The sequence below is a fragment of the Mesorhizobium sp. AR10 genome (assembly GCF_024746795.1).
Lineage (GTDB): Bacteria > Pseudomonadota > Alphaproteobacteria > Rhizobiales > Rhizobiaceae > Mesorhizobium.
The window spans coordinates 1,920,968-1,940,999 of the sequence record NZ_CP080524.1 but is presented as its reverse complement, the minus strand read 5'-3'; the positions used below and the strand labels follow the sequence as shown (position 1 = coordinate 1,940,999).

At 64.2% G+C, this 20,032-nt stretch carries 20 protein-coding genes; 14 read left to right on the top strand and 6 right to left on the bottom strand.

What is annotated here, in order from left to right; translation table 11 throughout:
* Positions 1 to 97 precede the first annotated feature (97 nt).
* Genes LHFGNBLO_RS12890 through LHFGNBLO_RS12870 form a run of 5 tightly spaced genes read left to right on the top strand, consistent with a single transcriptional unit; the run spans position 98 to position 4,224 of the window.
* Positions 98 to 1,084: an ABC transporter permease gene (locus LHFGNBLO_RS12890; protein WP_258607807.1), complete on the top strand. Its 987-nt coding sequence runs from the start codon at positions 98 to 100 to the stop codon at positions 1,082 to 1,084.
* Positions 1,081 to 1,911, top strand: a complete 831-nt coding sequence (locus LHFGNBLO_RS12885) for an ABC transporter permease (RefSeq protein ID WP_258607805.1) — start codon at positions 1,081 to 1,083, stop codon at positions 1,909 to 1,911. The genes LHFGNBLO_RS12890 and LHFGNBLO_RS12885 overlap by 4 nt, the downstream gene beginning before the upstream one ends.
* On the top strand, positions 1,908 to 2,936 hold the full coding sequence (locus LHFGNBLO_RS12880) for an ABC transporter ATP-binding protein (protein WP_319944219.1): 1,029 nt from the start codon (positions 1,908 to 1,910) through the stop codon (positions 2,934 to 2,936). Before LHFGNBLO_RS12885 ends, LHFGNBLO_RS12880 begins: the two co-directional genes overlap by 4 nt.
* Entirely contained in the window at positions 2,933 to 3,721 is a 789-nt protein-coding gene (locus tag LHFGNBLO_RS12875) for an ATP-binding cassette domain-containing protein (protein ID WP_258607803.1), read from the top strand. The genes LHFGNBLO_RS12880 and LHFGNBLO_RS12875 overlap by 4 nt, the downstream gene beginning before the upstream one ends.
* Entirely contained in the window at positions 3,718 to 4,224 is a 507-nt protein-coding gene (locus LHFGNBLO_RS12870; RefSeq protein WP_258607802.1) for an L-2-amino-thiazoline-4-carboxylic acid hydrolase, read from the top strand. Before LHFGNBLO_RS12875 ends, LHFGNBLO_RS12870 begins: the two co-directional genes overlap by 4 nt.
* Position 4,225: 1 nt before the next feature.
* Here the strand turns inward: LHFGNBLO_RS12870 and LHFGNBLO_RS12865 are convergent, their stop codons facing one another.
* The 6 genes from LHFGNBLO_RS12865 to LHFGNBLO_RS12840 form a co-directional block, all read right to left on the bottom strand.
* A complete protein-coding gene (locus tag LHFGNBLO_RS12865) occupies positions 4,226 to 5,008 on the bottom strand; it encodes a DeoR/GlpR family DNA-binding transcription regulator (protein WP_258607800.1) in 783 nt (260 codons plus the stop codon).
* A gap of 179 nt (positions 5,009 to 5,187) precedes the next feature.
* Complete coding sequence (gene ggt / locus LHFGNBLO_RS12860) at positions 5,188 to 6,774, bottom strand: gamma-glutamyltransferase (RefSeq protein ID WP_258607798.1); 1,587 nt, start codon at positions 6,772 to 6,774, stop codon at positions 5,188 to 5,190.
* Positions 6,775 to 6,866: 92 nt separating this feature from the next.
* Positions 6,867 to 8,156, bottom strand: a complete 1,290-nt coding sequence (locus tag LHFGNBLO_RS12855) for an NAD(P)/FAD-dependent oxidoreductase (RefSeq protein WP_258607796.1) — start codon at positions 8,154 to 8,156, stop codon at positions 6,867 to 6,869.
* A complete protein-coding gene (locus tag LHFGNBLO_RS12850) occupies positions 8,156 to 9,541 on the bottom strand; it encodes a glutamine synthetase family protein (RefSeq protein WP_258607794.1) in 1,386 nt (461 codons plus the stop codon). The genes LHFGNBLO_RS12855 and LHFGNBLO_RS12850 overlap by 1 nt, the downstream gene beginning before the upstream one ends.
* Positions 9,534 to 10,829 (bottom strand): glycosyltransferase, encoded by a 1,296-nt coding sequence (locus LHFGNBLO_RS12845; protein WP_258607791.1) that lies wholly within the window; start codon positions 10,827 to 10,829, stop codon positions 9,534 to 9,536. Before LHFGNBLO_RS12845 ends, LHFGNBLO_RS12850 begins: the two co-directional genes overlap by 8 nt.
* Before the next feature lie 11 nt (positions 10,830 to 10,840).
* Positions 10,841 to 11,779 carry a GntR family transcriptional regulator gene (locus LHFGNBLO_RS12840; protein ID WP_258607789.1) on the bottom strand — a complete coding sequence of 313 codons (939 nt, stop codon included), beginning with the start codon at positions 11,777 to 11,779 and terminating at the stop codon, positions 10,841 to 10,843.
* Between the two features lie 237 nt (positions 11,780 to 12,016).
* Here LHFGNBLO_RS12840 and LHFGNBLO_RS12835 point away from each other — a divergent pair, with 237 nt between their 5' ends.
* The 9 genes from LHFGNBLO_RS12835 to LHFGNBLO_RS12795 all read left to right on the top strand — a co-directional run bounded on the left by LHFGNBLO_RS12835 (position 12,017) and on the right by LHFGNBLO_RS12795 (position 19,965).
* On the top strand, positions 12,017 to 13,081 hold the full coding sequence (locus LHFGNBLO_RS12835; protein ID WP_258607787.1) for a spermidine/putrescine ABC transporter substrate-binding protein: 1,065 nt from the start codon (positions 12,017 to 12,019) through the stop codon (positions 13,079 to 13,081).
* A 276-nt stretch (positions 13,082 to 13,357) separates the two neighbouring features.
* A complete protein-coding gene (locus LHFGNBLO_RS12830) occupies positions 13,358 to 14,200 on the top strand; it encodes an ABC transporter permease (protein WP_258609698.1) in 843 nt (280 codons plus the stop codon).
* A complete protein-coding gene (locus LHFGNBLO_RS12825; RefSeq protein WP_258607785.1) occupies positions 14,193 to 14,987 on the top strand; it encodes an ABC transporter permease in 795 nt (264 codons plus the stop codon). The genes LHFGNBLO_RS12830 and LHFGNBLO_RS12825 overlap by 8 nt, the downstream gene beginning before the upstream one ends.
* Positions 14,984 to 16,057: an ABC transporter ATP-binding protein gene (locus LHFGNBLO_RS12820; protein ID WP_258607783.1), complete on the top strand. Its 1,074-nt coding sequence runs from the start codon at positions 14,984 to 14,986 to the stop codon at positions 16,055 to 16,057. The genes LHFGNBLO_RS12825 and LHFGNBLO_RS12820 overlap by 4 nt, the downstream gene beginning before the upstream one ends.
* Before the next feature lie 16 nt (positions 16,058 to 16,073).
* Positions 16,074 to 17,348, top strand: coding sequence for a glycosyltransferase (locus tag LHFGNBLO_RS12815; protein WP_258607781.1), 1,275 nt, complete (start codon positions 16,074 to 16,076; stop codon positions 17,346 to 17,348).
* On the top strand, positions 17,345 to 17,695 hold the full coding sequence (locus LHFGNBLO_RS12810) for a cupin domain-containing protein (RefSeq protein ID WP_258607779.1): 351 nt from the start codon (positions 17,345 to 17,347) through the stop codon (positions 17,693 to 17,695). Before LHFGNBLO_RS12815 ends, LHFGNBLO_RS12810 begins: the two co-directional genes overlap by 4 nt.
* Before the next feature lie 23 nt (positions 17,696 to 17,718).
* Positions 17,719 to 18,060, top strand: a complete 342-nt coding sequence (locus tag LHFGNBLO_RS12805; protein ID WP_258607777.1) for a cupin domain-containing protein — start codon at positions 17,719 to 17,721, stop codon at positions 18,058 to 18,060.
* A 31-nt stretch (positions 18,061 to 18,091) separates the two neighbouring features.
* Positions 18,092 to 18,436, top strand: a complete 345-nt coding sequence (locus LHFGNBLO_RS12800) for a cupin domain-containing protein (protein ID WP_258607775.1) — start codon at positions 18,092 to 18,094, stop codon at positions 18,434 to 18,436.
* Between the two features lie 20 nt (positions 18,437 to 18,456).
* Complete coding sequence (locus LHFGNBLO_RS12795) at positions 18,457 to 19,965, top strand: aldehyde dehydrogenase family protein (RefSeq protein WP_258607773.1); 1,509 nt, start codon at positions 18,457 to 18,459, stop codon at positions 19,963 to 19,965.
* The last annotated feature ends 67 nt before the right edge of the window (positions 19,966 to 20,032 follow it).

The window sequence follows — 20,032 nt, the reverse complement described above, 5'->3', positions numbered from 1 at the left end:
TCCGATCTCCCCCCCTGAGGGGGAGATGTCCGGCAGGACTGAGGGGGGTGCCTGGGCGCAACATTTCCTTCTGTCGCCTGGCGCTGCCGAGACCCGCATGACCCGCGCCCTCACCCTCCTCCGCCGCCGTCTCGTCGGCAGCATCTTCGTGCTGCTGATCGTCATAATCGGCACCTTCCTGCTGCTGGAATTGGCACCCGGCGACGCGGTCGACGCCTATATCGTCTCGACCGGCGGTGACGCCGGCATGATCGAATTGCTGCGCCATCGTTGGGGCCTCGACCAGTCGGAATTGACGCGGCTCGCCAACTATCTCTGGGCGCTGCTGCATCTCGACCTCGGCCAGTCGGTCACCTTCTCGCGGCCGATCCGCGACGTGATCCTCGAACGCCTGCCCAACACGCTGCTTTTGATGGGCAGCGCCACCGCGCTCTCCTTCGGCCTCGGCTCGGCGCTCGGCATCTATGCCGGCGCCAGACCCGGCAGTTTTCGCGACCGCTTCCTGTCGATCGGCTCGTTGGCCCTCTATGCCGTGCCGGGCTTCTGGCTCGGGCTGGTACTGATCGTCGTCTTCGCCGTCGATCTGCGCTGGTTTCCGATCGGCGGCATCGAGAGCATCGCGTCGAGCAAGACCGGCATCGACCGCGCTGCCGATATTGCCAGCCACCTCGTCCTGCCGGTGTCGGCGCTGGGCTTCATTTATCTGGCACTCTATCTGCGAATGATGCGGGCCGGCATGGCCGAGGTCTGGCGGCAGGATTTTGTCCTCGCCACACGCGCCAGGGGGTTGTCGCGCCGCCGCATCGTGCTCGCCCACGTCGCCCGCAACGCACTCCTGCCGCTGGTCACCATGCTCGGGCTGCAATCGGCGCAGATGCTGGGCGGCAGCGTCGTCATCGAGAGTGTCTTTGCCGTGCCCGGCCTTGGCCGGCTGGCGCAGGAAGCGGTGGGAGGACGCGACACGCCGCTGCTGCTCGGCGTCATCCTCGTCAGCGCCGTTCTGGTCATCGTCATCAACCTTCTCGTCGACATCGCCTACGCCTTCCTCGATCCGCGCGTCGGCGCCAGCGAGGCCGGCGCTTGAACCCGCTTGCCCGCTTCCTGCGCACGCCGGAGGCTGTCGCCGGCGCGGTCATCCTGGCCGCGCTGTTTGCGATAGCGCTGTCGGCATCGCTGTTCTTTCCCGGCGACCCGCAAGCCATTGCCGGGCCGGCGCTTCTGCCGCCGTTTCAGGACTGGTCGCTGCCGCTCGGCACCGACAGGCTCGGTCGCGATGTGCTGGCCGAGCTTTTCCACGGCGCCCGCACCTCGCTTGCGGTCGGGTTGGCGGCGGCAGCCGCGGCTCTTGTGATAGGTGCGGTAGTCGGCACGCTGGCCGGCTTTGCCGGCGGCCTCGTCGACGAGGTGCTGATGCGCATCACCGACGCTTTCCAGACGGTGCCGAGCTTCCTGCTGGCCCTGGCCTTCGTCAGTGTCGTCGGCCCATCGCTCGGCGTCGTCGTCGCGGCGATTGCGCTTGGCGCCTGGACCGGACCGGCGCGTGTGGCGCGCGCCGAAGTGCTGTCCATCCGCGAGCGCGACTTTGTCGCCGGCGCCCGTGTCATCGGCATGCATCCGCTGGCGATCGCCTTTCGCGAGGTGCTGCCCAACGCATTGCCGCCGGTGCTGGCATTGTCGTCGGTGATCGTCGCCGCCGCGATCCTCACCGAAGCAGCCCTTTCGTTTCTCGGCCTTGGCGACCCCAACCGGGTGACATGGGGCGGCATGATCGCCGAGGGTCGCGCCGTGTTGCGCACCGCGCCGTTCCTGTCCATCATTCCGGGCATTGCGCTGGTGATGACGGTGCTCGGCGTCTATCTCGCCGGCGAAGGCGTCGTCGAGACGACGGCGGTGCGAAGGAGCCTGTCGTGACGGCGCTGCTTTCCATCCGCGACCTGACGGTCACCTACCGCCGCGATGGCAGCGACGTTACGGCGCTGAAGACCATCAGCTTCGATGTCGCTGCCGGCGAGCGGCTCGCCATCATCGGCGAGAGCGGTTCGGGCAAGAGCACGCTGGCGCTGGCCATTGCCGGGCTGTTGCCGGCGGCGTCGTCCGTGATCAGCGGAAGCATTGAGTGGTCCTTGCGGCCGCCACCAACATTGGGTGCCAGGGCACCCCCCTCTGTCCTGCCGGACATCTCCCCCTCAAGGGGGGAGATTGGGAGTTTCGCTGTTGGCTCCCCTCCTGCAACCTTGGTGATTGGCGAAAGCGACGATGAGGGCGCAATCTCCCCACTTGAGGGGGAGATGTCCGGCAGGACAGAGGGGGGCGTGACAGATCGCCAACCATCCAAGTCTGCTGCAAGGGCGAACAACATCCCCCTCGGTGGCCGCGACATCGGCTTCGTCTTCCAGGATCCGTCGTCCAGCCTCGATCCGGTGATGGCCGTCGGCAAACAGGTCGCCGAAGTTGTACATACCCATCTCGGGCTAGGTTGGCCGAACGCCTACGCGAAGGCTAGAGAGCTACTCGAACGTGTCCGCTTGCCCGATCCGGACGCCACCATGCGCGCCTTTCCGCACCAGCTTTCCGGCGGCCAGAAGCAGCGCGTGGCGATCGCCGCCGCGATTGCTGCCGGTCCGAAACTGCTGATCGCAGATGAGGCCACCAGTGCGCTGGACACCATCGTGCAGGCCGACATCGCAGCACTGATCCGGCACTTGGTGGCCGAGGACGGCATGACGCTGCTGTTCATCAGCCACGACATCGCACTGGCCTCCGAGCTTGCCGAACGCATCGCCGTGTTCCGGCATGGCGAGTTAGTCGAAATCGGTGCGACGGCGCAAATCGTCAATGTTCCGCGCCACGCCTACACGCGCTCGCTGCTCGATGCGCATATCGGCCTCGACGCCGAGCCGCTGCTTGGCCGAGCCACTGTTGAGCTGACGGCATGAGCTTGCTGGCGGTTTCCAGTCTCGCTAAACGCTATCGTCGCGGTGGCAAGGCCATCGCTGCCGTCGATGATGTATCCTTCCACATCGAACCCGGCGAGACGCTGGCGCTGGCCGGCCCTTCCGGCAGCGGCAAGTCGACCATAGCGCGGCTGGTGCTGCGGCTGACCGAACCTGATGCCGGCCGTATCGAATTCGAGGGCGACGATTTCCTCGCCTTGAGCGGTGCTGCCTTGCGCGCCCGGCGCGCGCGTCTGCAAATGGTGTTCCAGGATCCGCTCGCCGCCCTCAACCCGCGCGCCACCGTGGCGCGCGTGCTTGACGATCCCTTGCGCATTCATGGCATCGTCTCCCGCAGCGAGCGTCCGCGCCGCATCGCCGCCCTGCTGGAACGTGTCGGCCTGAGTGCCGATCTCGCTTCTCGCGCTATCCACGAAATATCCGGTGGCCAGCGCCAGCGCGTCGCAATCGCCCGTGCCATCGCGACAAGGCCGTCGTTGATCGTGCTCGACGAAGCGGTGTCGGCGCTCGACGTCTCGGTGCGCGGGCAGATCCTGCAACTGCTGCTCGATCTGCAACGTGAGGAACGCATCGCTTATCTGTTCATTTCGCATGATCTTGGTGTCGTGCGCGCCATCGCCCGCCGCGTCGTTATTCTGGAGGCCGGGCGAATTGCCGAGAGCGGGGACGCCCGTACCGTCATCGACGCGCCGCAATCTTCCATCGGCAAGGCGCTGGTGGCCGCGGCGCCAAGACTCACTCGATCCACTCCACAGGACGCAACATGACCGACGCCGAAGCCAGAGCCGAAACACTGTCGCGAGAACTCGATTCCGCCTTCCGCAACCGGGCCGATCTCTACCGCCTGTTTCTCGACGAACTGACCGGAGAACTGGGCGCCGAAAGAGCCGAGGCGATCATGATCCGCACCATTGAGCAGCGCGGCAAGGAGGTAGCGGCGGCAGCCTTCTCTGGCTTCGGGCCGAATGAAGCACGCGCGATCGGCGAGGCGTTTCTGGCCGTCAGCCCGGATGGCGGCCGCATGTATCCAACCGATATCGAACGCAGCGACGATCGCATTGCCTTCAAGGTCAAGCGCTGCCCGCTGAAGGACGCCTGGGTCGAGGCGGGCGTCGGCGACGAAAAGCTCGCCACGCTCTGCCGCATAGCCGGCGCCTTCGACCGCGGCCTGTTCGAGGCGACCGGCGTTCGCTTCGACAACGTCACCTGGACGCCAGGCCATGGCTCCGGCTGCTGCCACATCGCCTTGACCAACCGGGATGCCGGATAGGTCAGCTGCTGGCGAAAACGTGTATTTCGGCGCCGGTCCCTTCAATCGCCACACGCAATTCGGCCTGCGGTTCGCGGTCCGTGACAAGATCGGAAATGTCGCGCAGGGCGCAGATGCGCTCGAGACTGGCGCGACCGAATTTGTCATTGGTCACCACCAAAACTGTCGACAGTGATCGCGCCATCATCGCACGTTTCACCGCCACGGCACCGGAGATCATGTCGTTGGGACCATCCGTCGTCACCCCCGAGGCCCCGATGATGGCGAGGTCGGCATTGTAGCGGTTGACGAACTCGACCGTGTCTTCACCCAGCACGCTGCCTTCCCGGCTGTCGTAGGTCCCCGGACAAAGGATGACGCGAAAGGTCGGATTGGCGCCGGCCACCGACGCAACGCCAGTTGAGTTGGTGATGATGATCAGATCCTGTTTCAGTTGCGAGAGGCTGCGCGCCACCTCATAGGTGGTCGACCCGCCGTCGATCATCACGATCTGCCCCTTCTTGACCAGACCCGCCGTGCCGCGCGCGATCCGCGCGCGCTCCTCGACCATGGTCAGGGCGCGCTCGGAAATCACTGGCTCGGACGTCATCAGCGAGATTGTCGCGCCGCCATAGGTGCGGTTGAGAAGCCCGGCCTTGCCCAGTTCGGCCAGATCGCGGCGGATCGTCTCGCCAGCGACGCCGATGCGCCTGGCCAGCTTGGAGATGCGAATCGAGGCCGACCTGCGCACTTCCGAAAGGATGAGCTGGTGCCGCTCCTTCTTCGTCAGTCGGCCTGGTCCCATGATTGTTCCCGCTCCTTGCATGCTCGGCAAACCCGTCCGCCCCTCCTCCGCTGGTGATGAAGGCGGGCGACGCCGAAAGTTCGTCGACGAAATCAAGGACACTAGCGACGCCGACGTTGTTGGGGAAGAAGCCGAACATCGGTGCGTCGCTTTGGACTGAACGCCCGTTCGGCGTGTCGTCAGTAACCGAGCGCGCAACCGTCCTTGCGTGGATCGGATGCGCCGGTAAGCGTTCCCTCGTCCCAGTCGATCAGCACCAGTTGGCCGCCGCCATGCGGCTTTTCCGCGACGGAAACCTGATGGCCCCGCTTGCGCAAACCGGCGATCGCGCTGGCCGGAATGCCGCGCTCCACCAGCACCGCATTGTCTTTGTAGAACACCCTTGGCGCATCCAGCGCCTGCTGCGGGTCCATGCCGAAATCGAACATGTTGGTGAGCAGGTGGACATGGCCGAACGGCTGGTAGCCGCCGCCCATCACCCCGAACGGCATCACCGCCCGGCCCTTCTCCGTCACCATGCCCGGCATGATGGTGTGCATGGGACGCTTTCCAGGTGCGATGCGATTGGGATGGTCCACTGCCAGACGGAAGCTGCTGCCGCGATTCTGCAGCACCACCCCGGTTTTGGGCCCGACCACGCCGCTGCCGAACGAACCGTAGGTCGAGTTGATGAAACTGACCGCATTGCGATCACGATCGACCACGGAGATGTAGACGGTATCGCTCGGCTGAAGCTCAAGCCGAGGCAGATGTGTCATTGCCCGTTCCGGATCGATCGCGGCGCGCAGGCGGTCCGCATGGCCTACCGACAACAGTTGCTCGACGGGGACCTGCACGAAATTCTGATCGCCGATGAAATTGTCGCGGTCCTGGTAAGCGAGCCGCCCCGCCTCGATCTCGAGATGAAGCCGCTCGGCGCTGTCCGGCTCCAGGGAGCCGAGCGCAAAGGCAGAAAGCACATTCAGCATGATCAGCGCCGTCATGCCCTGGTTGCTCGGCGGCATCTGAAAGACGTCATAGCCTCGGTAGGATGTACCCACAGGCCTGACATACTCGCCTTTCGTCGCCGCGAAATCCTCAAGCGCATGCAGCCCGCCGAGCGCACGCAGGCGCCCCACAATGTCTTCAGCGATCTCGCCTTCATAGAAGCCAGCGCGGCCGCGCTGCGAGACGATGCGCAACGTGTCGGCCAGTTGCGGTTGCCGGTGCAGGTCGCCGGCCTGCGGCGCCTTGCCGTCCGGCAGGAAGATCCGCGCGGCATGTTCGTCGGCTGCGAGCAGGTCAAAGCTATCGGCCCAGTCGAAGGCAACGCGGTCATGAACGACGTAGCCCTGTTCGGCGTAGCGAATGGCGGGCGCCAGGGCAGCGTCGATGCCCTTTCTGCCGTGGTCGTCGAGCAGCCGGCACCAGGCGTCGATGGCGCCAGGCACAGTGACCGCGTGCGGACCAGACTCCGGCAATCCGTCATAGCCCTTGCCCAGATACCATTCTGCTGTTGCAGCAGTGGGTGCGCGGCCCGAGCCGTTGAAAGCCAGAACCGCGCCTTGGCCTTTGGGGCTGTAGAGGACAAAGCAATCACCGCCGATACCGGTCGATTGCGGCTCGACGACCGCCTGCACCGCTGCCGCGCAAACGGCTGCGTCCATGGCATTGCCGCCGGACCGCAACATGTCGATCGCCGCCAGCGTGGCCAGCGGGTGCGATGTCGCGGCCATCGCTTCCGTCGCGCGAACCGGCGACCGTCCGGGGAACTGAAAATCACGCATGCAAGTCAACCATCCAATCTAACCGAGCGAGATCTGGCATCTAGGGCAAACCGATAGCACGACCAGACAGTTCGTTGCCCATCCGGGCGTCATCAGTGCTTGATGCGGTCGCGCATCGCGTACCAGAGCATGCCCAGCACATAGAGTGGACCGCGCAGCGCCGTGCCGCCGGGAAAGGGCATCGGGCTCAGCGTCGAAAACAGATCGAGCCGCGACGCGTCACCGGTGATCGCCTCGGCCAGCAGCTTGCCCGACAGCGTCGACAGGATCACGCCCTTGCCGGAATAGCCATGCGCGAAATAGACCTCGCCATAGTGCCCGACATGCGGCAGCCGCGAGGTCGTCACCGAGACCAGCCCACCCCAGGCATGATCGATGCGGCAGCCGCGCAATTGCGGAAAAGTCTTTTCCATATGCGGCCGCACGAAGCCGGCAATGTCGGCTGGCGGTGACGGCGTGTAGCGTTCGCCGCCACCGAACAGCAGGCGGCCGTCTGCCGACAGCCGGTAGTAGTTGACGACGAAGCGGGTGTCGGACACCGCGACATTGGCCGGGATGACATTGCGTTTGCCCTCCAGCGGCTCGGTGGCGACGATGTAGTTGCCGACCGGCATGATGCGGCTGTTGACGCGCGGCTCCAGCCCGTTGAGCAGCGCGTCGCCGGCGAGCACGACATGCTTTGCCCGAACCGAACCCTTGTCGGTAAAGACCCGAATGGCAGGTTCCCGCTCCAGCCGCAGCGCGACGGAGTTTTCATGGATGATGACACCTGCCGCAACTGCGGCGCCGGCAAGACCGAGCGTGTAGTTCAACGGATGCATGTGGCCGCCGAGCTGCTCATACATCGCCCCATGATAGGGCGTGTCCACCCTGCTGCGTGCCTCAGCGGCAGTCAGCAACTCGACATGGGAAAAGTTCATCACGGTAACGAGGCACTCCGCCTCGTCTTCGAGGTCGCGTAGGTCGGAGCCGTTCACCGCCCCGACAAGGTGACCGGTCAACCTGAGGTCGCAATCGATGGCGTGGCGCTCGATCAGGTCGAGCACCAGCCCGCGCGCCTCGAAGGCGAGATCGAACAGCGCCTTTGCCCGCTCGGGTCCGTAGAGTTTGACCAGTCCCTTGGCGCCCTTGCGCAAACCGGGGATCATCTGGCCGCCATTGCGCCCGGACGCCCCCCATCCGATCTTGCCGCCTTCGAGCAGAACCACTTTCAGCCCGCGCTCGGCGGCATGAAGCGCCGCCGACAGGCCGGTGCAGCCGCCACCGACGACCACAAGGTCGGCATCGATGTCCCTCTGCAGGGCGGGGTAGTCAGGCGACGGATTTGCTGTCGCGACATAATAGGATTTGCCGATATCCAGGCCGGAATTGAATCCCATCATTACACCTTGAGCAGCAGATGGTCGCGTTCCCAGCTCGTCACGACGCTCTGGAACAGGTCGAGTTCCACGCTCTTGACGCGCAGATAGGACTGGAAGAAATCCTCGCCGAGCAGCGCTCGCACCGGGCCGCAAGCAGTGAAGCGGTCGAGTGCTTCCTCCATGGTTTTCGGCAGCGTGCTCTTGATCTTGTAGGCATTGCCCGACGCCTCGGCCGAACGCGCGATTTTCTGCTCGACGCCGAGATAGCCTGCCAGCAGCGAGCCGGCGATCGCCAGATATGGATTGGCATCGGCACCGGGCAGCCGGTTCTCAATTCGCCGCGCGGCGCGGCCACCGGCCGGCACGCGCAGGCCGCAGGAGCGGTTGTCATGCGACCATTCGACATTCGCCGGCGCGCTGTGGTTCGGCCGGATGCGGCGGAACGAATTCACGTTCGGGGCAAACAGCGGCATGATCTCGGGAACGTATTTCTGCAGGCCGCCGATGAAATGGCCGAACATTGTCGTGTCGGCATCGTCGCTGCCAGCAAACAATGTATTGCCAGCTTCGTCGATGACCGACATGTGCAAATGCATCGAGCTGCCGGCTTGGGCGGCGATTGGCTTGGCCATGAAGGTCGCATGCATGCTGGACTGCTGCGCGGCCTGGCGTGTCATCCTTTTGAACAGCAGCACCTTGTCGGCCAGCGGCAGCGCATCGCCGTGCAGGAAATTGATCTCCAGTTGCGCGGTGCCGGATTCATGGATCAGCGTGTCGAGCGGCAATCCAGCCGCCGCCGCGTAATCATAGATGCGCCGGATCACTGGCTCGAACTCTTCCAGCGCCGCCATGTCGTAGGGGTGCTGGACCGTCTCGGCGCGGCCATTGCTACCGACTGGTGCGGTCAAGGGACGGTCGGGATCGGGATTGGGCGCGGTCAGGTAGAATTCGAGCTCCGGCGCCACCACCGCCCGCCAGCCGCGCTGGCGATAAAGATCGAGAACAGCCCTCAAGACATGGCGCGGCGAGGCCATCCACGGACGGTCATCCATGTGGAAAGCGTCGGCAAACACATAGGCCTTCCCCACGCCGGCACCGGGCGCAAGGCAGAGCGTCGAAACATCCGGCACCATGCGCATGTCGGGGTCCTGGTAGGCGAAACCCTCATCGATCGAGCCGGAATAGCGGCCGTCTATGCTGACCAGGAAGGCGCTGCTTGGCAGATAAAGCGCGCGATCCTCCAGCGCCTTGAGGAACTTGGCCACCGGCAAGGCTTTGCCGCGCAAGACGCCATTCAAGTCGGGCACCAGGCATTCGACTTCGCTGATCGCATGCGCGATCAGCCAGCTTTTTGGATCGTTGGCGCCGCTCACGGGCGGCATGGTCGTTGTGTGGTTTTCAGGCATTTCGTTCATGTCCGATCAGAGAGAGGATCGCTTCGGCGGCCGCATCCGTTCCGGGTTTCAGCGCCATCTGGGCTGCATTGTCCCTGAGGCGGGCGCGCATGGCGTCGTCGGCCAGCAGGCCGAGAATGGCTCTCTCCAATCCTCCTTCGGTCCAGGCATCCCGGCCGATATGATCGCCGACGCCGGTTTCCTCGGCGCGTTGCGCATTGTCGTGCCCGTCCCAGCAATACGGCATGATCAGCGACGGCACGCCAAAGCGCAGCGCTTCGCAAAAGCTGTTGTTGCCGCCATGGTGGATGAACAAGTCGGACTTCGCCACCACCGATGGCTGCGGAAACCAGGCGTCGAGATAGACATTGTCGGGAACCGCGCGATAGGCGTCGCGCAGGCCGCCAACATTGACGATGAAACGCGCGGGCAGCCGGTCGAACACGGCAAGCATGCGCTTGATCAGGCCGACATCCATGGCCCCTAAGCTGCCGAAGCTGGCATAGACAAGCGGGCCGCCATTGCGCGGAAAGACCGGAACGTCGAACGGCCCTTCCGAACGCACGCAGCCCTCAAGATACACGAAGCGGTCCGGATCGAGCGGCTCGGCGCGCTGCCGGCGCACGATGGTCGGCGTCAGCAGCAGGTTGAGGTCGGGCGAAGCCTCCAGGAACAAGCCTTTCGGCAAGGGCGCCAGACCGGCATCTGTGCGAAACCGGTTGAATCGGTCGTGCGCCGGAGCGGCGGCGGCCAGATAGCGCGTCTCGAATGTCGTGCGGCTTGGATCCTCGGCAGCCAGGCCGGAAAGATACGGCGGCACTTCCGCATCGGGCAACTCGGTCTCGGCACAGGAGACGACACGCACCCACGGACAGCCAGCGGCAGCCAGCGCCGGAAACATGATGACATTGTCGAGCACGACGGCGTCCGGCTTCAGCCGGGCCAGCAATTGGCGCAGCGGCGCTTCGGCATTGACGGCGGTGTCGACGATCGCTTCCCAGGTCGGCGCGACGTAGGTCTCGAGCTGATCAATCGGGCTCAGCCTGAAATGCGGCAGATGTCGGCGCACGAAGGCCTGCCAATAGCTCTGGCGTTCACTGTCGCTCAGCGGATCATCGGTCGGCAGCTGGTATTCCTGGAAACCGTAATCGGCAAAGACGCCGGAAAAACCGGCATGGCAGATGAACACTGGCCGGGCGCCACGCGCGCGCAGGGTCTGCGCGATGCCGACGCAATTGAGCGCGGCGCCAAAGCTCGCTTCGGGAAACAGCGCGATGGTCGGGCTGGCTTTGCGCGTCACCAAGGTCCTCGTCAATCCGGCCGGCTGATCATGCCGAACAATGCGGGGGCCCCGCGACTGGCCGCCTGCGGTCGCTGGCTGCGGGACAGTCGCAGATGCACGCGAAGCAGATCGGCTGCAACCTCATACTGCCGGCCTTCCAGATGGTCGAGTATGGTTACGTGCTCGCGCAGCGACTGCTTGAGCCGGAAGACGTTGACGCCGGCATAAGTTCCCGGCAGCCGGCGCAGCCTGAGGTGATCGGACAGCGCATCGGTGACGAACCGGTTGGCGGCGCCATCGGCGATCATGCCGTGAAATTCGATGTCCAGCCGCTGGAACTCCCTGATATCGAACGCAGCCTCGGGCAGCGCCGATAGCGCTTCCATGCCCTGGCGAAGCGCCGCCGCCCGCGCGCCATCCAGCCGGAAGCCGGGCGCCACAATGGCCGCGGGCTCCAGCAACAGGCGGAACTCGTAGCTTTCCCCTTGCGCGTCCGGATCGTCCGGTGCCCGGCGGAAAAGCCAGGACTGTCCTGGCGCGCGGTCCAGCAGATTTTCATCTGTCAGTTTCTTGAGCGCTTTTAGTACCGTCTTGCGTTCGGCGTTGTACCGCCGCATCAGCGCGCCGACGGTTACCGTCTGGTCCAGCCGGCGCGCCGACCGGTCGCGCAGAATCATGTCGGCGAGTTCGTCCTCCTCGGTAACAGGCAGGTCGGCGGCAACGGTTGCCTGGTTGGCCGGATCAATGGCCAGGCGATAGCCGGTCTCAGCTTCCCAGCGCACGACGCCCTGCTCGGTGAGCAGCCGTAGAGCGGCCCGAACCGGTGTTCGCGAGACATTGCAGAACGACGCGATCTGCTGTTCGGGAAGGTGAGCGCCGGTTTCGAAACCGCGTTGCCGGGCCATGTCCAGAATGCGTTGCGCGAGATCGAGATGGTTGGTGCGAGGTCGTCTGGCTACGGCTTGCATGACAATTCTCGTGAACGGACTGGACCGACATGGTTTGGCCGATCGCCTTTGCGGACGCAATCGGTCAGATTCCTCGGTCATGCGTCAAATTATGGATTGACGTACTTTTTTCTGCAATAGTACTGTTAGCTCAATCGGCAACAAAAAGACCGGGGAACAGGATCGAAGCAGCGGCATGGGTCGCAAGCGCTGGTCCGACGAATGAATTTCGACGATCAACCAGAATGGGAGTCTGTCATGACCGCCACCTATCTGCGGCACCGTTCGCTGAAGATATCTTCAATCGCAGTCGGCTTGGCTTTGGCGCTGTCGGCGCCTGCATCTGCCGCCGACCTCGTCATTTCCAACTGGGATGGCTACATGGCGCCCGATGCCATGGCTGCCTTCAAGACCGCAACCGGTGTTGCCGGAGAAGTCGTTGTTCATGCGACCAACGAAGAGATCATGGGCAAGCTCATCGCCGCCGGCGGCAAGGGCTATGACGTGGTCTTCGTCTCCTCGCCCTTCGCCGAAGTGCTGAACAAGCTCGGCCTGACCGAGCCGATCGACCACGCCAAGGTCCCCAATCTCGCCAATCTTTACCCGGAAGCGACCAAGTTGCCGCACGATGCCGGCAATGCGTTTTCCGTGCCCTATACCTGGGGCACCACCGGCCTCTGCTACCGCTCGGATCTGGTGAAGGCCGAGCCGGCGAGCTGGAACGATCTCCTGGCCCCGTCCGACGACCTCAAGGGCAAGACCACCATGCTGGCGACCGACCGCTGGCTGCTGGCCGCCGGACAACTCGCCAAGGGCTATTCGGTCAACGAGACCGATCCGGCCAAGATGGCTGAAGTCAAGGATCTGCTGATCTCGGCCAAGAAGACCTTGCTCGCCTATGACGACACCACTTTCTATTCGAAGCTGGTCTCGGGCGAGGCGCTGATGGTCCAGGCATGGGACGGCTGGTGCAATTACGGCATCGCCGAGAAGCCCGAGATCAAATATGTCATTCCTCGGGAAGGTTCGGACCTGTGGGTCGACACGATGGTGGTGATGAAGGCCTCCGCCAACAAGGATGCCGCCTTCCAGTTCATCAACTTTATGCTCGACGCCAAGAACCACGCCTGGGCGGCGCAGAACATCGACTACAAGGTGCCGAACAAGCCGGCGATGGAAAGCCTGCCGGCTGATTTCCTAGCCAAGTTCCCCAACATGGCCATGCCGGTGGCCGACCTCGTCAAATTCGAGCAGCTGCGTGACGTCGGCGACGCCCAGCGCGACTATTCGAAGATCGTCAGCGAGATCAAGGCCGCGCAGTAACTACCCGTCATTTGAGTTACTGGGATCAAGCTTGCGTTCCTTCGCGCCCCTCTCTGGCCTGCCGGCCATTTCCCCCTCAAGGGGGGAGATTGGCTGTGGCATGGCCTTCGCCAATCCTCAACGCTTGAGGATGAGCGATACGCTGGAGCTCCTGATCTCCCCCCTTGAGGGGGGTCCGAAGGACGGGCCGAGACCCGTGGCTCGGGCCAGGCAAGCCGGCAGGCCAGAGGGGGGTGCTGCGTGACGCTTCCCACTCCCTCCCGCTCCTCTTTGCTGATGGCGCCGGCGCTGGCTTGGCTGACCGCCCTGATGGTGGTGCCATGCGCGCTGGTGCTGGCGCTCGCCTTCTTCCGCCGCGGCATCTATGGCGGCATCGAATACACCTTCACGCTGGAGAATTTCGGGCTGGTCTTCGACCCGCTCTATGCTGGCATCTTCCTCAATTCGGCGCGCATCGCCGGCACGGCCACCCTGATCGCGGTGGTGATCGGTTACGCCGCGGCCTATGCCATATCAGCCGCCCCGCGCCGGCTGCAGCCGGTGTTCCTGTTCTTTGCTGTGCTGCCTTTCTGGTCCAACTACCTGATCCGCACCTACGCCTGGATCGTGCTGCTCAACCGCGAGGGCCTCATCACCCAGCTGTTGCGCTGGTTTGGCTACACCGGCGAGCCGCCGTCGATGCTCTACACCGAAGGCGCCGTCATCGCCGGCCTGGTCTACAATTACCTGCCCTTCGTCATCCTCGCCTGCTACGCGCCGCTGTCACGGCTCAATCCCGAACTCGCCGAAGCATCGCGAGACCTCGGCGCCTCGGCCATGACCACGTTTCGCCGGGTCATCCTGCCGTTGACGGTGCCCGGCATCGCCGCCGGCGCCGTCTTTGTCTTCGTGCTGTCGATCGGCAATTTCGTCACGCCCGCGCTGCTCGGCGGCGGCCGCTTCCAGATGATCGGCAACCTCGTCTACGACCAGTTCCTGACCGCCAATGACTGGCCCTTCGGCGCTGCACTCGCCATGGCGCTGATCGCCATCATGCTGCTGGTGCTGATGGCGCAGGCGCTGGCCGCCAATCGCGCCTCGGGCCACACCGCGCAAGCCAGCGGAGACACCGATGGCTGAGCGCTCCCCTGCCACGCGGCGCACGCTCTGGATCGTGCTGAGCCTGGTCTTCGCTTTCCTCTACATCCCGATCGCGGTGTTGGTCGCGCTGTCCTTCAACGAAGGCGGGTTGCCGACGGCGTGGTCGGGCTTTTCGCTGAAATGGTATGCCTCGCTCGCCGGCAACGCTGCCATCCTGTCCGCCGCCCTCAACACGCTGATCGTGGCGCTCGTCTCGACGGCCATCGCCACGCTGCTTGGCACGCTGCTGGCGATCGGCATCGAGATGCGCCGGCAATATGGCAAGGGGCTCGAGGCGCTGATCTTCGCGCCGATGATCATTCCCGACATCGTGCTGGCGATCGCGCTGCTCTCTTTCTTCTCGATGCTCGATTTCACCATGGGCCTGCACACCATCATTCTCGCCCATGTGGTCTTCAACCTCGCCTTCGTCTGCTCGGTGGTGCGCGCCCGGCTGAAGAGCTTCGACTGGTCCATCGTCGAAGCCTCCGCCGATCTCGGCGCCTCCGCCATCACGACCTTCCGGCGGGTGACCTTGCCGGTCATCCTGCCGGCGGTCGTTGCCGGTGCGCTGCTTGCCTTCACCCTTTCGGTCGACGAGTTCATCATCGCCTTCTTCACCGCCGGGGCCGGGCGCGCCTCGACCACGCTGCCCATGCAGATCTACGCTATGATCCGCTTCGGCATCACGCCGGAGATCAACGCATTGGCGACCATCGTCATGGCGGTCAGCATCACCGCGCTGACCCTGTCGCAGCGGCTCAACCGTGGGGTGATCGGCCAATGAGTGAGCCCCGCACATTGCTGGCGATCGACAAGGTGTCGAAGAATTTCGGCCGGGTGACCGCCGTCGATGGCATCTCGCTCGACATCCGTGAGAACGAGTTCTTCGCCTTGCTCGGACCTTCCGGCTGCGGCAAGACCACGCTGCTTCGCATGCTGGCCGGCTTCGAGACACCGAATGACGGGCGCATCCTGCTCGACGGCCGCGACATCGCGAAAATCCCGCCCAACAAGCGGCCGGTCAATCTGATGTTCCAGTCCTATGCGCTGTTTCCGCATATGAGCGTCAGGGCGAATGTGTCCTACGGCCTCGAAATGGAGCGTTTGCAGGCGTCAGAAATCCGCACGCGCGTCGACGCCATCCTGGCGACGACCGAGCTTGTGCCTTTCGCCGACCGCAAGCCGGAGCAATTGTCGGGTGGACAGAAGCAACGCGTGGCGCTTGCGCGGGCACTGGTCAAGCGGCCGCGGCTGTTGTTGCTCGACGAGCCGCTCGGCGCGCTCGACAAGAAACTGCGCGGCGCCATGCAGCTGGAGCTGAAGCGCCTGCAGCACGAGGTCGGCATCACCTTCGTCATCGTGACTCACGACCAGGAGGAATCGCTGGTCATGGCCGACCGCATGGCGGTGCTGAGGGATGGCAAGCTGCTGCAATGCGACACGCCGCACGCGATCTATGAGCACCCCGCCGACCGCTTCGTCGCCGACTTCATCGGCGTGATGAACTTCGTACCGGGCAAGGCCACCGCGGATGGCGTACTCGCTGCGAACGGTGCTCGGATCGCCGGCACGGTTCCCGCGACGCTTTCGCCCGACGCTGCGGCCGTGGCTTCGGTGCGACCGGAACGCATCCGGTTGTTCCCGTCGGCGCAGACAGCCAACCGTGTAGCCGGCACCGTCGAGGCGCTTGCCTATCACGGGCTTGACCTGCAGCTGCACGTCCGCACCGCTCTGTCACAAAAGCCGTTCCTGGTGCGTGTCACCGCCGACGCCGCCGACCGCCGGCCGGTCGCGACAGGCGATGCGATCGAACTCGGCTGGGACGCTGCCGACGTCAGAATTTTCGCAGATTGATTGAAGGAGAAGCTTGATGGCGCAGAAGACGATCGCGTTTTTTCCAGAAGCGGCCTTTGGCCCGGCGCTCAATTCCGTCGGCATCGCCCAGGCGGTCGAGGCGCGCGGCCACAGAGCGGTGTTCCTGTCGGATCCCGGCTTCGTCGACGTCTACAAGGGCTACGGCTTCGAGGCTCATCCGGTGAACCTGTCCGAGCCGATGCCGCCGGAGCAGATGGCCAAGTTCTGGGAGGACTTCATCAACGGCCACATCCCGAACTTCCGCAAATCACCTTACGATCAAGTCGACAACTATGTGAAGGATTGCTGGACGGCGATCGTCGACAGCGCCAAATGGGCGCAGAAGGATCTGCCGCGCGTTCTCGATGCCATCAAGCCGGACGTGATCTGCGTCGACAATGTCATCCTGTTCCCGGCGATCAAGCAGTATGGCAAGCCGTGGGTGCGCGTCATCTCCTGCTCGGAGAACGAGATCGAGGACGAGGACATCCCGCCGCATCTGTCCGGCTGCGGCGAGAACGACCATGCCGGACACCAGCGCTATCGCGACCATTTCAACGCGGTCATCAAGCCGATCCACGACGACTTCAATGCGTTCCTCACCGCCAACAATGAGACGCCTTATCCGATCGGCCAGTTCTTCGAAGCTTCGCCCTATCTCAACCTGCTGCTCTACCCCGAGGCGGCGAAATTCAAGCGCCGTCATCCACTGGATCCGGCAAAGTTCCAGTATCTCGAAGGCTGCGTGCGGCAGGAAAAGCCGTATACGGTGCCGACCTTTGCGAAAAACAATGACGGACCGCTGCTCTATGTTTCCTTCGGCAGCCTCGGCGCCGGCGATGTCGACCTGCTGAAGCGTATCATCGCGACGCTCGGCAAGACGCGCTACCGGGCGCTGATCAATGTCGGCGGCTATAAGGACCAGTACACCGACGTGCCCGGCAACGTCATCGTCGACAGCTGGTTTCCGCAGCCCTCGGTCATTCCGCAGGTCGATGCGGTGATCCACCATGGCGGCAACAACTCGTTCACCGAGTGCCTCTACTTCGGCAAGCCGGCGATCATCATGCCCTATGTCTGGGATGGCCACGACAACGCCACCCGGGTCGAGGAAACCGGCCATGGCTTCGGCATGCCGCGCTACGACTGGACCGACGCCGAGCTGGTCGCCAAGCTGGAGGCTTGCCTGACCGACCCGAAGATGAAGGCCAAGCTGGCGAAAACGTCGGCGCAGATGCAATCGCAGAATGGCCCGGAGAAAGCGGCGGGTCTCCTGGAGACTTTGCTGTGACCTCCTCCGCGCCGCATCTCTATCAGGCTTCCTCTCGCACCGACCTCGTCGACTGGGGCGCCCAGCCGGATGCGCTGGAAGGCGCTTCGCACTCGACTGGCAGGCTGGTGCACAAGGGGCCGAACAACCAGCCGGAATCCGGCATCTGGGTCTGCACGCCCGGCCGATGGCGCCTTAGCATCCCGCGTGACGAATTGTGCCATTTCGTCGCCGGTCGCGCGACCTACAGGTCGGATGTCGGTGAGGTGATAGAAGTCTCCGCCGGAACGGTGATCATGTTCCCGGCCGGCTGGGCCGGCGAATGCACCGTCCACGAGACCATCCGCAACATCTACATGCTGGCCTAGGCCAGCAGCATCGGAGCCACAACATGCCGACACCGCACTGGCCGAACGCCGCGTCCGTAGAGCTGGAAGACTGGGGCGCGAGCGCGTCGCCGATCGCCGGCTCGCCGCGCGCCTCTGGCAAGGTCCTGTTCCAGAACCCGGACGGATCGAGCGAATGCGGCCTCTGGTCGTGCACATCAGGCACGCGCCACATCATCTTCGCGGTCGATGAATTCTGCCATTTCCTGTCGGGACGTGGCAGCTACATCCACGACAATGGCGAGAAGATTTCGGTTGAGGCCGGGACGATGGTGTTCTTCCCCGCCGGCTGGGCCGGCACCTCCATCATCACCGAAACGCTGACCAAGGTCTTCATGTGCCGGTGATCATGCCAACACAGTTCCAGGGAATATCGATATGAGAACGCCGATAATGAAATCCCCGCTCGTCATCACCGACCTTGTCGACTGGGGTGTCATCCCGACAATGATCGAGGGCGAATCCCGCACCTCGGGCAAGCTGCTGCACAAGGGGCCGGAGGGCCGCTCCGAATGTGGGCTTTGGGTCTGCACCCCTGGCAAATGGCACTGCCACGTCACCCGCGACGAGTTCTGCCACTTCCTCGCGGGCCGCTGCACCTATGTCCACGAATCCGGCGAAGTGATCGAGATCGAGCCGGACACGGCAGCGTTCTTTCCGCAGGACTGGAAGGGCGTCTGCACCGTCCATGAGACGATCAAAAAGGTCTACATGATCCGCTGAGCGGGCCTGAAAGGACGACCATGGATTTCCCCGCTGACCAGCCGGCCTTCTTCGTCAATCCGGACTACCGGCCGATGACCGGCGCGGAAAAACCAGTGATCGATCCCGCGACGCTGGAAACGGTCGGCGCCATCGCTGCCGCTACCGATGGTGAGATCGACGCCGTGCTCACCGCTGCTACGCAAGCGCAGGCCGCGTGGAAAAAGCTCGACGCCAAGAGCCGCGCCAAGCATCTGCATGCCGTCGCCAATGCCATCGAGGCCGCCGACTTCACCCGCTGTGCCGAGCTGATGGTGCGCGAGATGGGCAAGCCCTATCCGGAAGCCATCGGCGAGATCGCCAATTGCGCGCCGATCTTCCGCTACTATGCCGAAATGGCGCGCGACGATGCCGGCAAGATTGCCGGCACGACGCAGGCCGGTTCGTTCCAATATGCGCGCTACGAACCCTATGGCGTGTCCGTGCACATCATGCCTTACAACTTTCCGATCCTGCTTATGTGCTGGACCGTCGCCGCCTCGCTTGCCGCCGGCAACGCCTGCATCATTAAGCCGGCCGAAGCGACGACGCTATCGACGCTCGACTACATGGCGGTGTTCCGCTCGCTGCCTGAGGGCCTGGTCTCCTGCCTGCCCGGCGGGGCTGCCACGGCACAGGCGCTGATCGCGTCGGACCGCACCCACGCGGTCGCCTTCACCGGCTCGGTCGCGGCCGGCAAGGGCGTCGCCGTCGCTTGCGCCGAACGCATGAAGCCTTGCGTCATCGAGGCCGGCGGCAGCGATCCCCTGATCATCAGCGAACACGCGCCGCTGGAGGTGGCCGCCGCCGGCAGCGTCACCGCCGCATTCCACCTCACCGGTCAGGTCTGCACCTCGGCCGAACGCTTTTTCGTGGTCGATGCCGTCCATGATCGCTTCGTCGAACTGTTCGCCGAGAAGACGCGCGCGCTGCGCATCGGCAACGGGCTGGACAAGACCGAGATCGGACCGCTGGTCAGCGAGGCAGCGCGAGCCAAAGTCATGCGGCTGGTCGACGATGCGGTGCGCAGCGGCGCCAAAGCGGTCACCGGCGGGCGCATTCCTCCGGCGCACAATGTCGGCTGGTTCTACGAGCCGACGATCCTGACCGGCGTCACACCTGATATGGCGATCGTACGCGAGGAATGCTTTGGACCGGTCGCCGCGATCTGCCGGGTGAAAAATTTCGACGAGGCGATCAGACTGGCCAATGACAGTCCGTTCGGGCTCGGCGCCTCGGTCTTCACCACCGATCTCGCCGAAGCGCACGAGGCTGCAGAGCGGCTCGAGGCCGGCATGGTCTGGGTCAACAATCCGCTGATCGACAACGACGCGCTGCCCTTCGGCGGCTGGAAGGCGTCGGGCCTCGGCCGCGAGCTCGGCCGCCAGGGGCTGGATGCCTTCCGCCGCTCGAAGATGGTGATCATCGACCACAAGCCCGAGATCCAGGGCTGGTGGTACCCCTATCCCGACAGCTGGTTCCGCGAGGCCGGCGGCCGCAAGCATGTTTGAGGCGGAGCGACATCGCGCAATCTTCACGCGTTGAATGCATAGTCAACCGCGGATTTCGCCCGCCGTC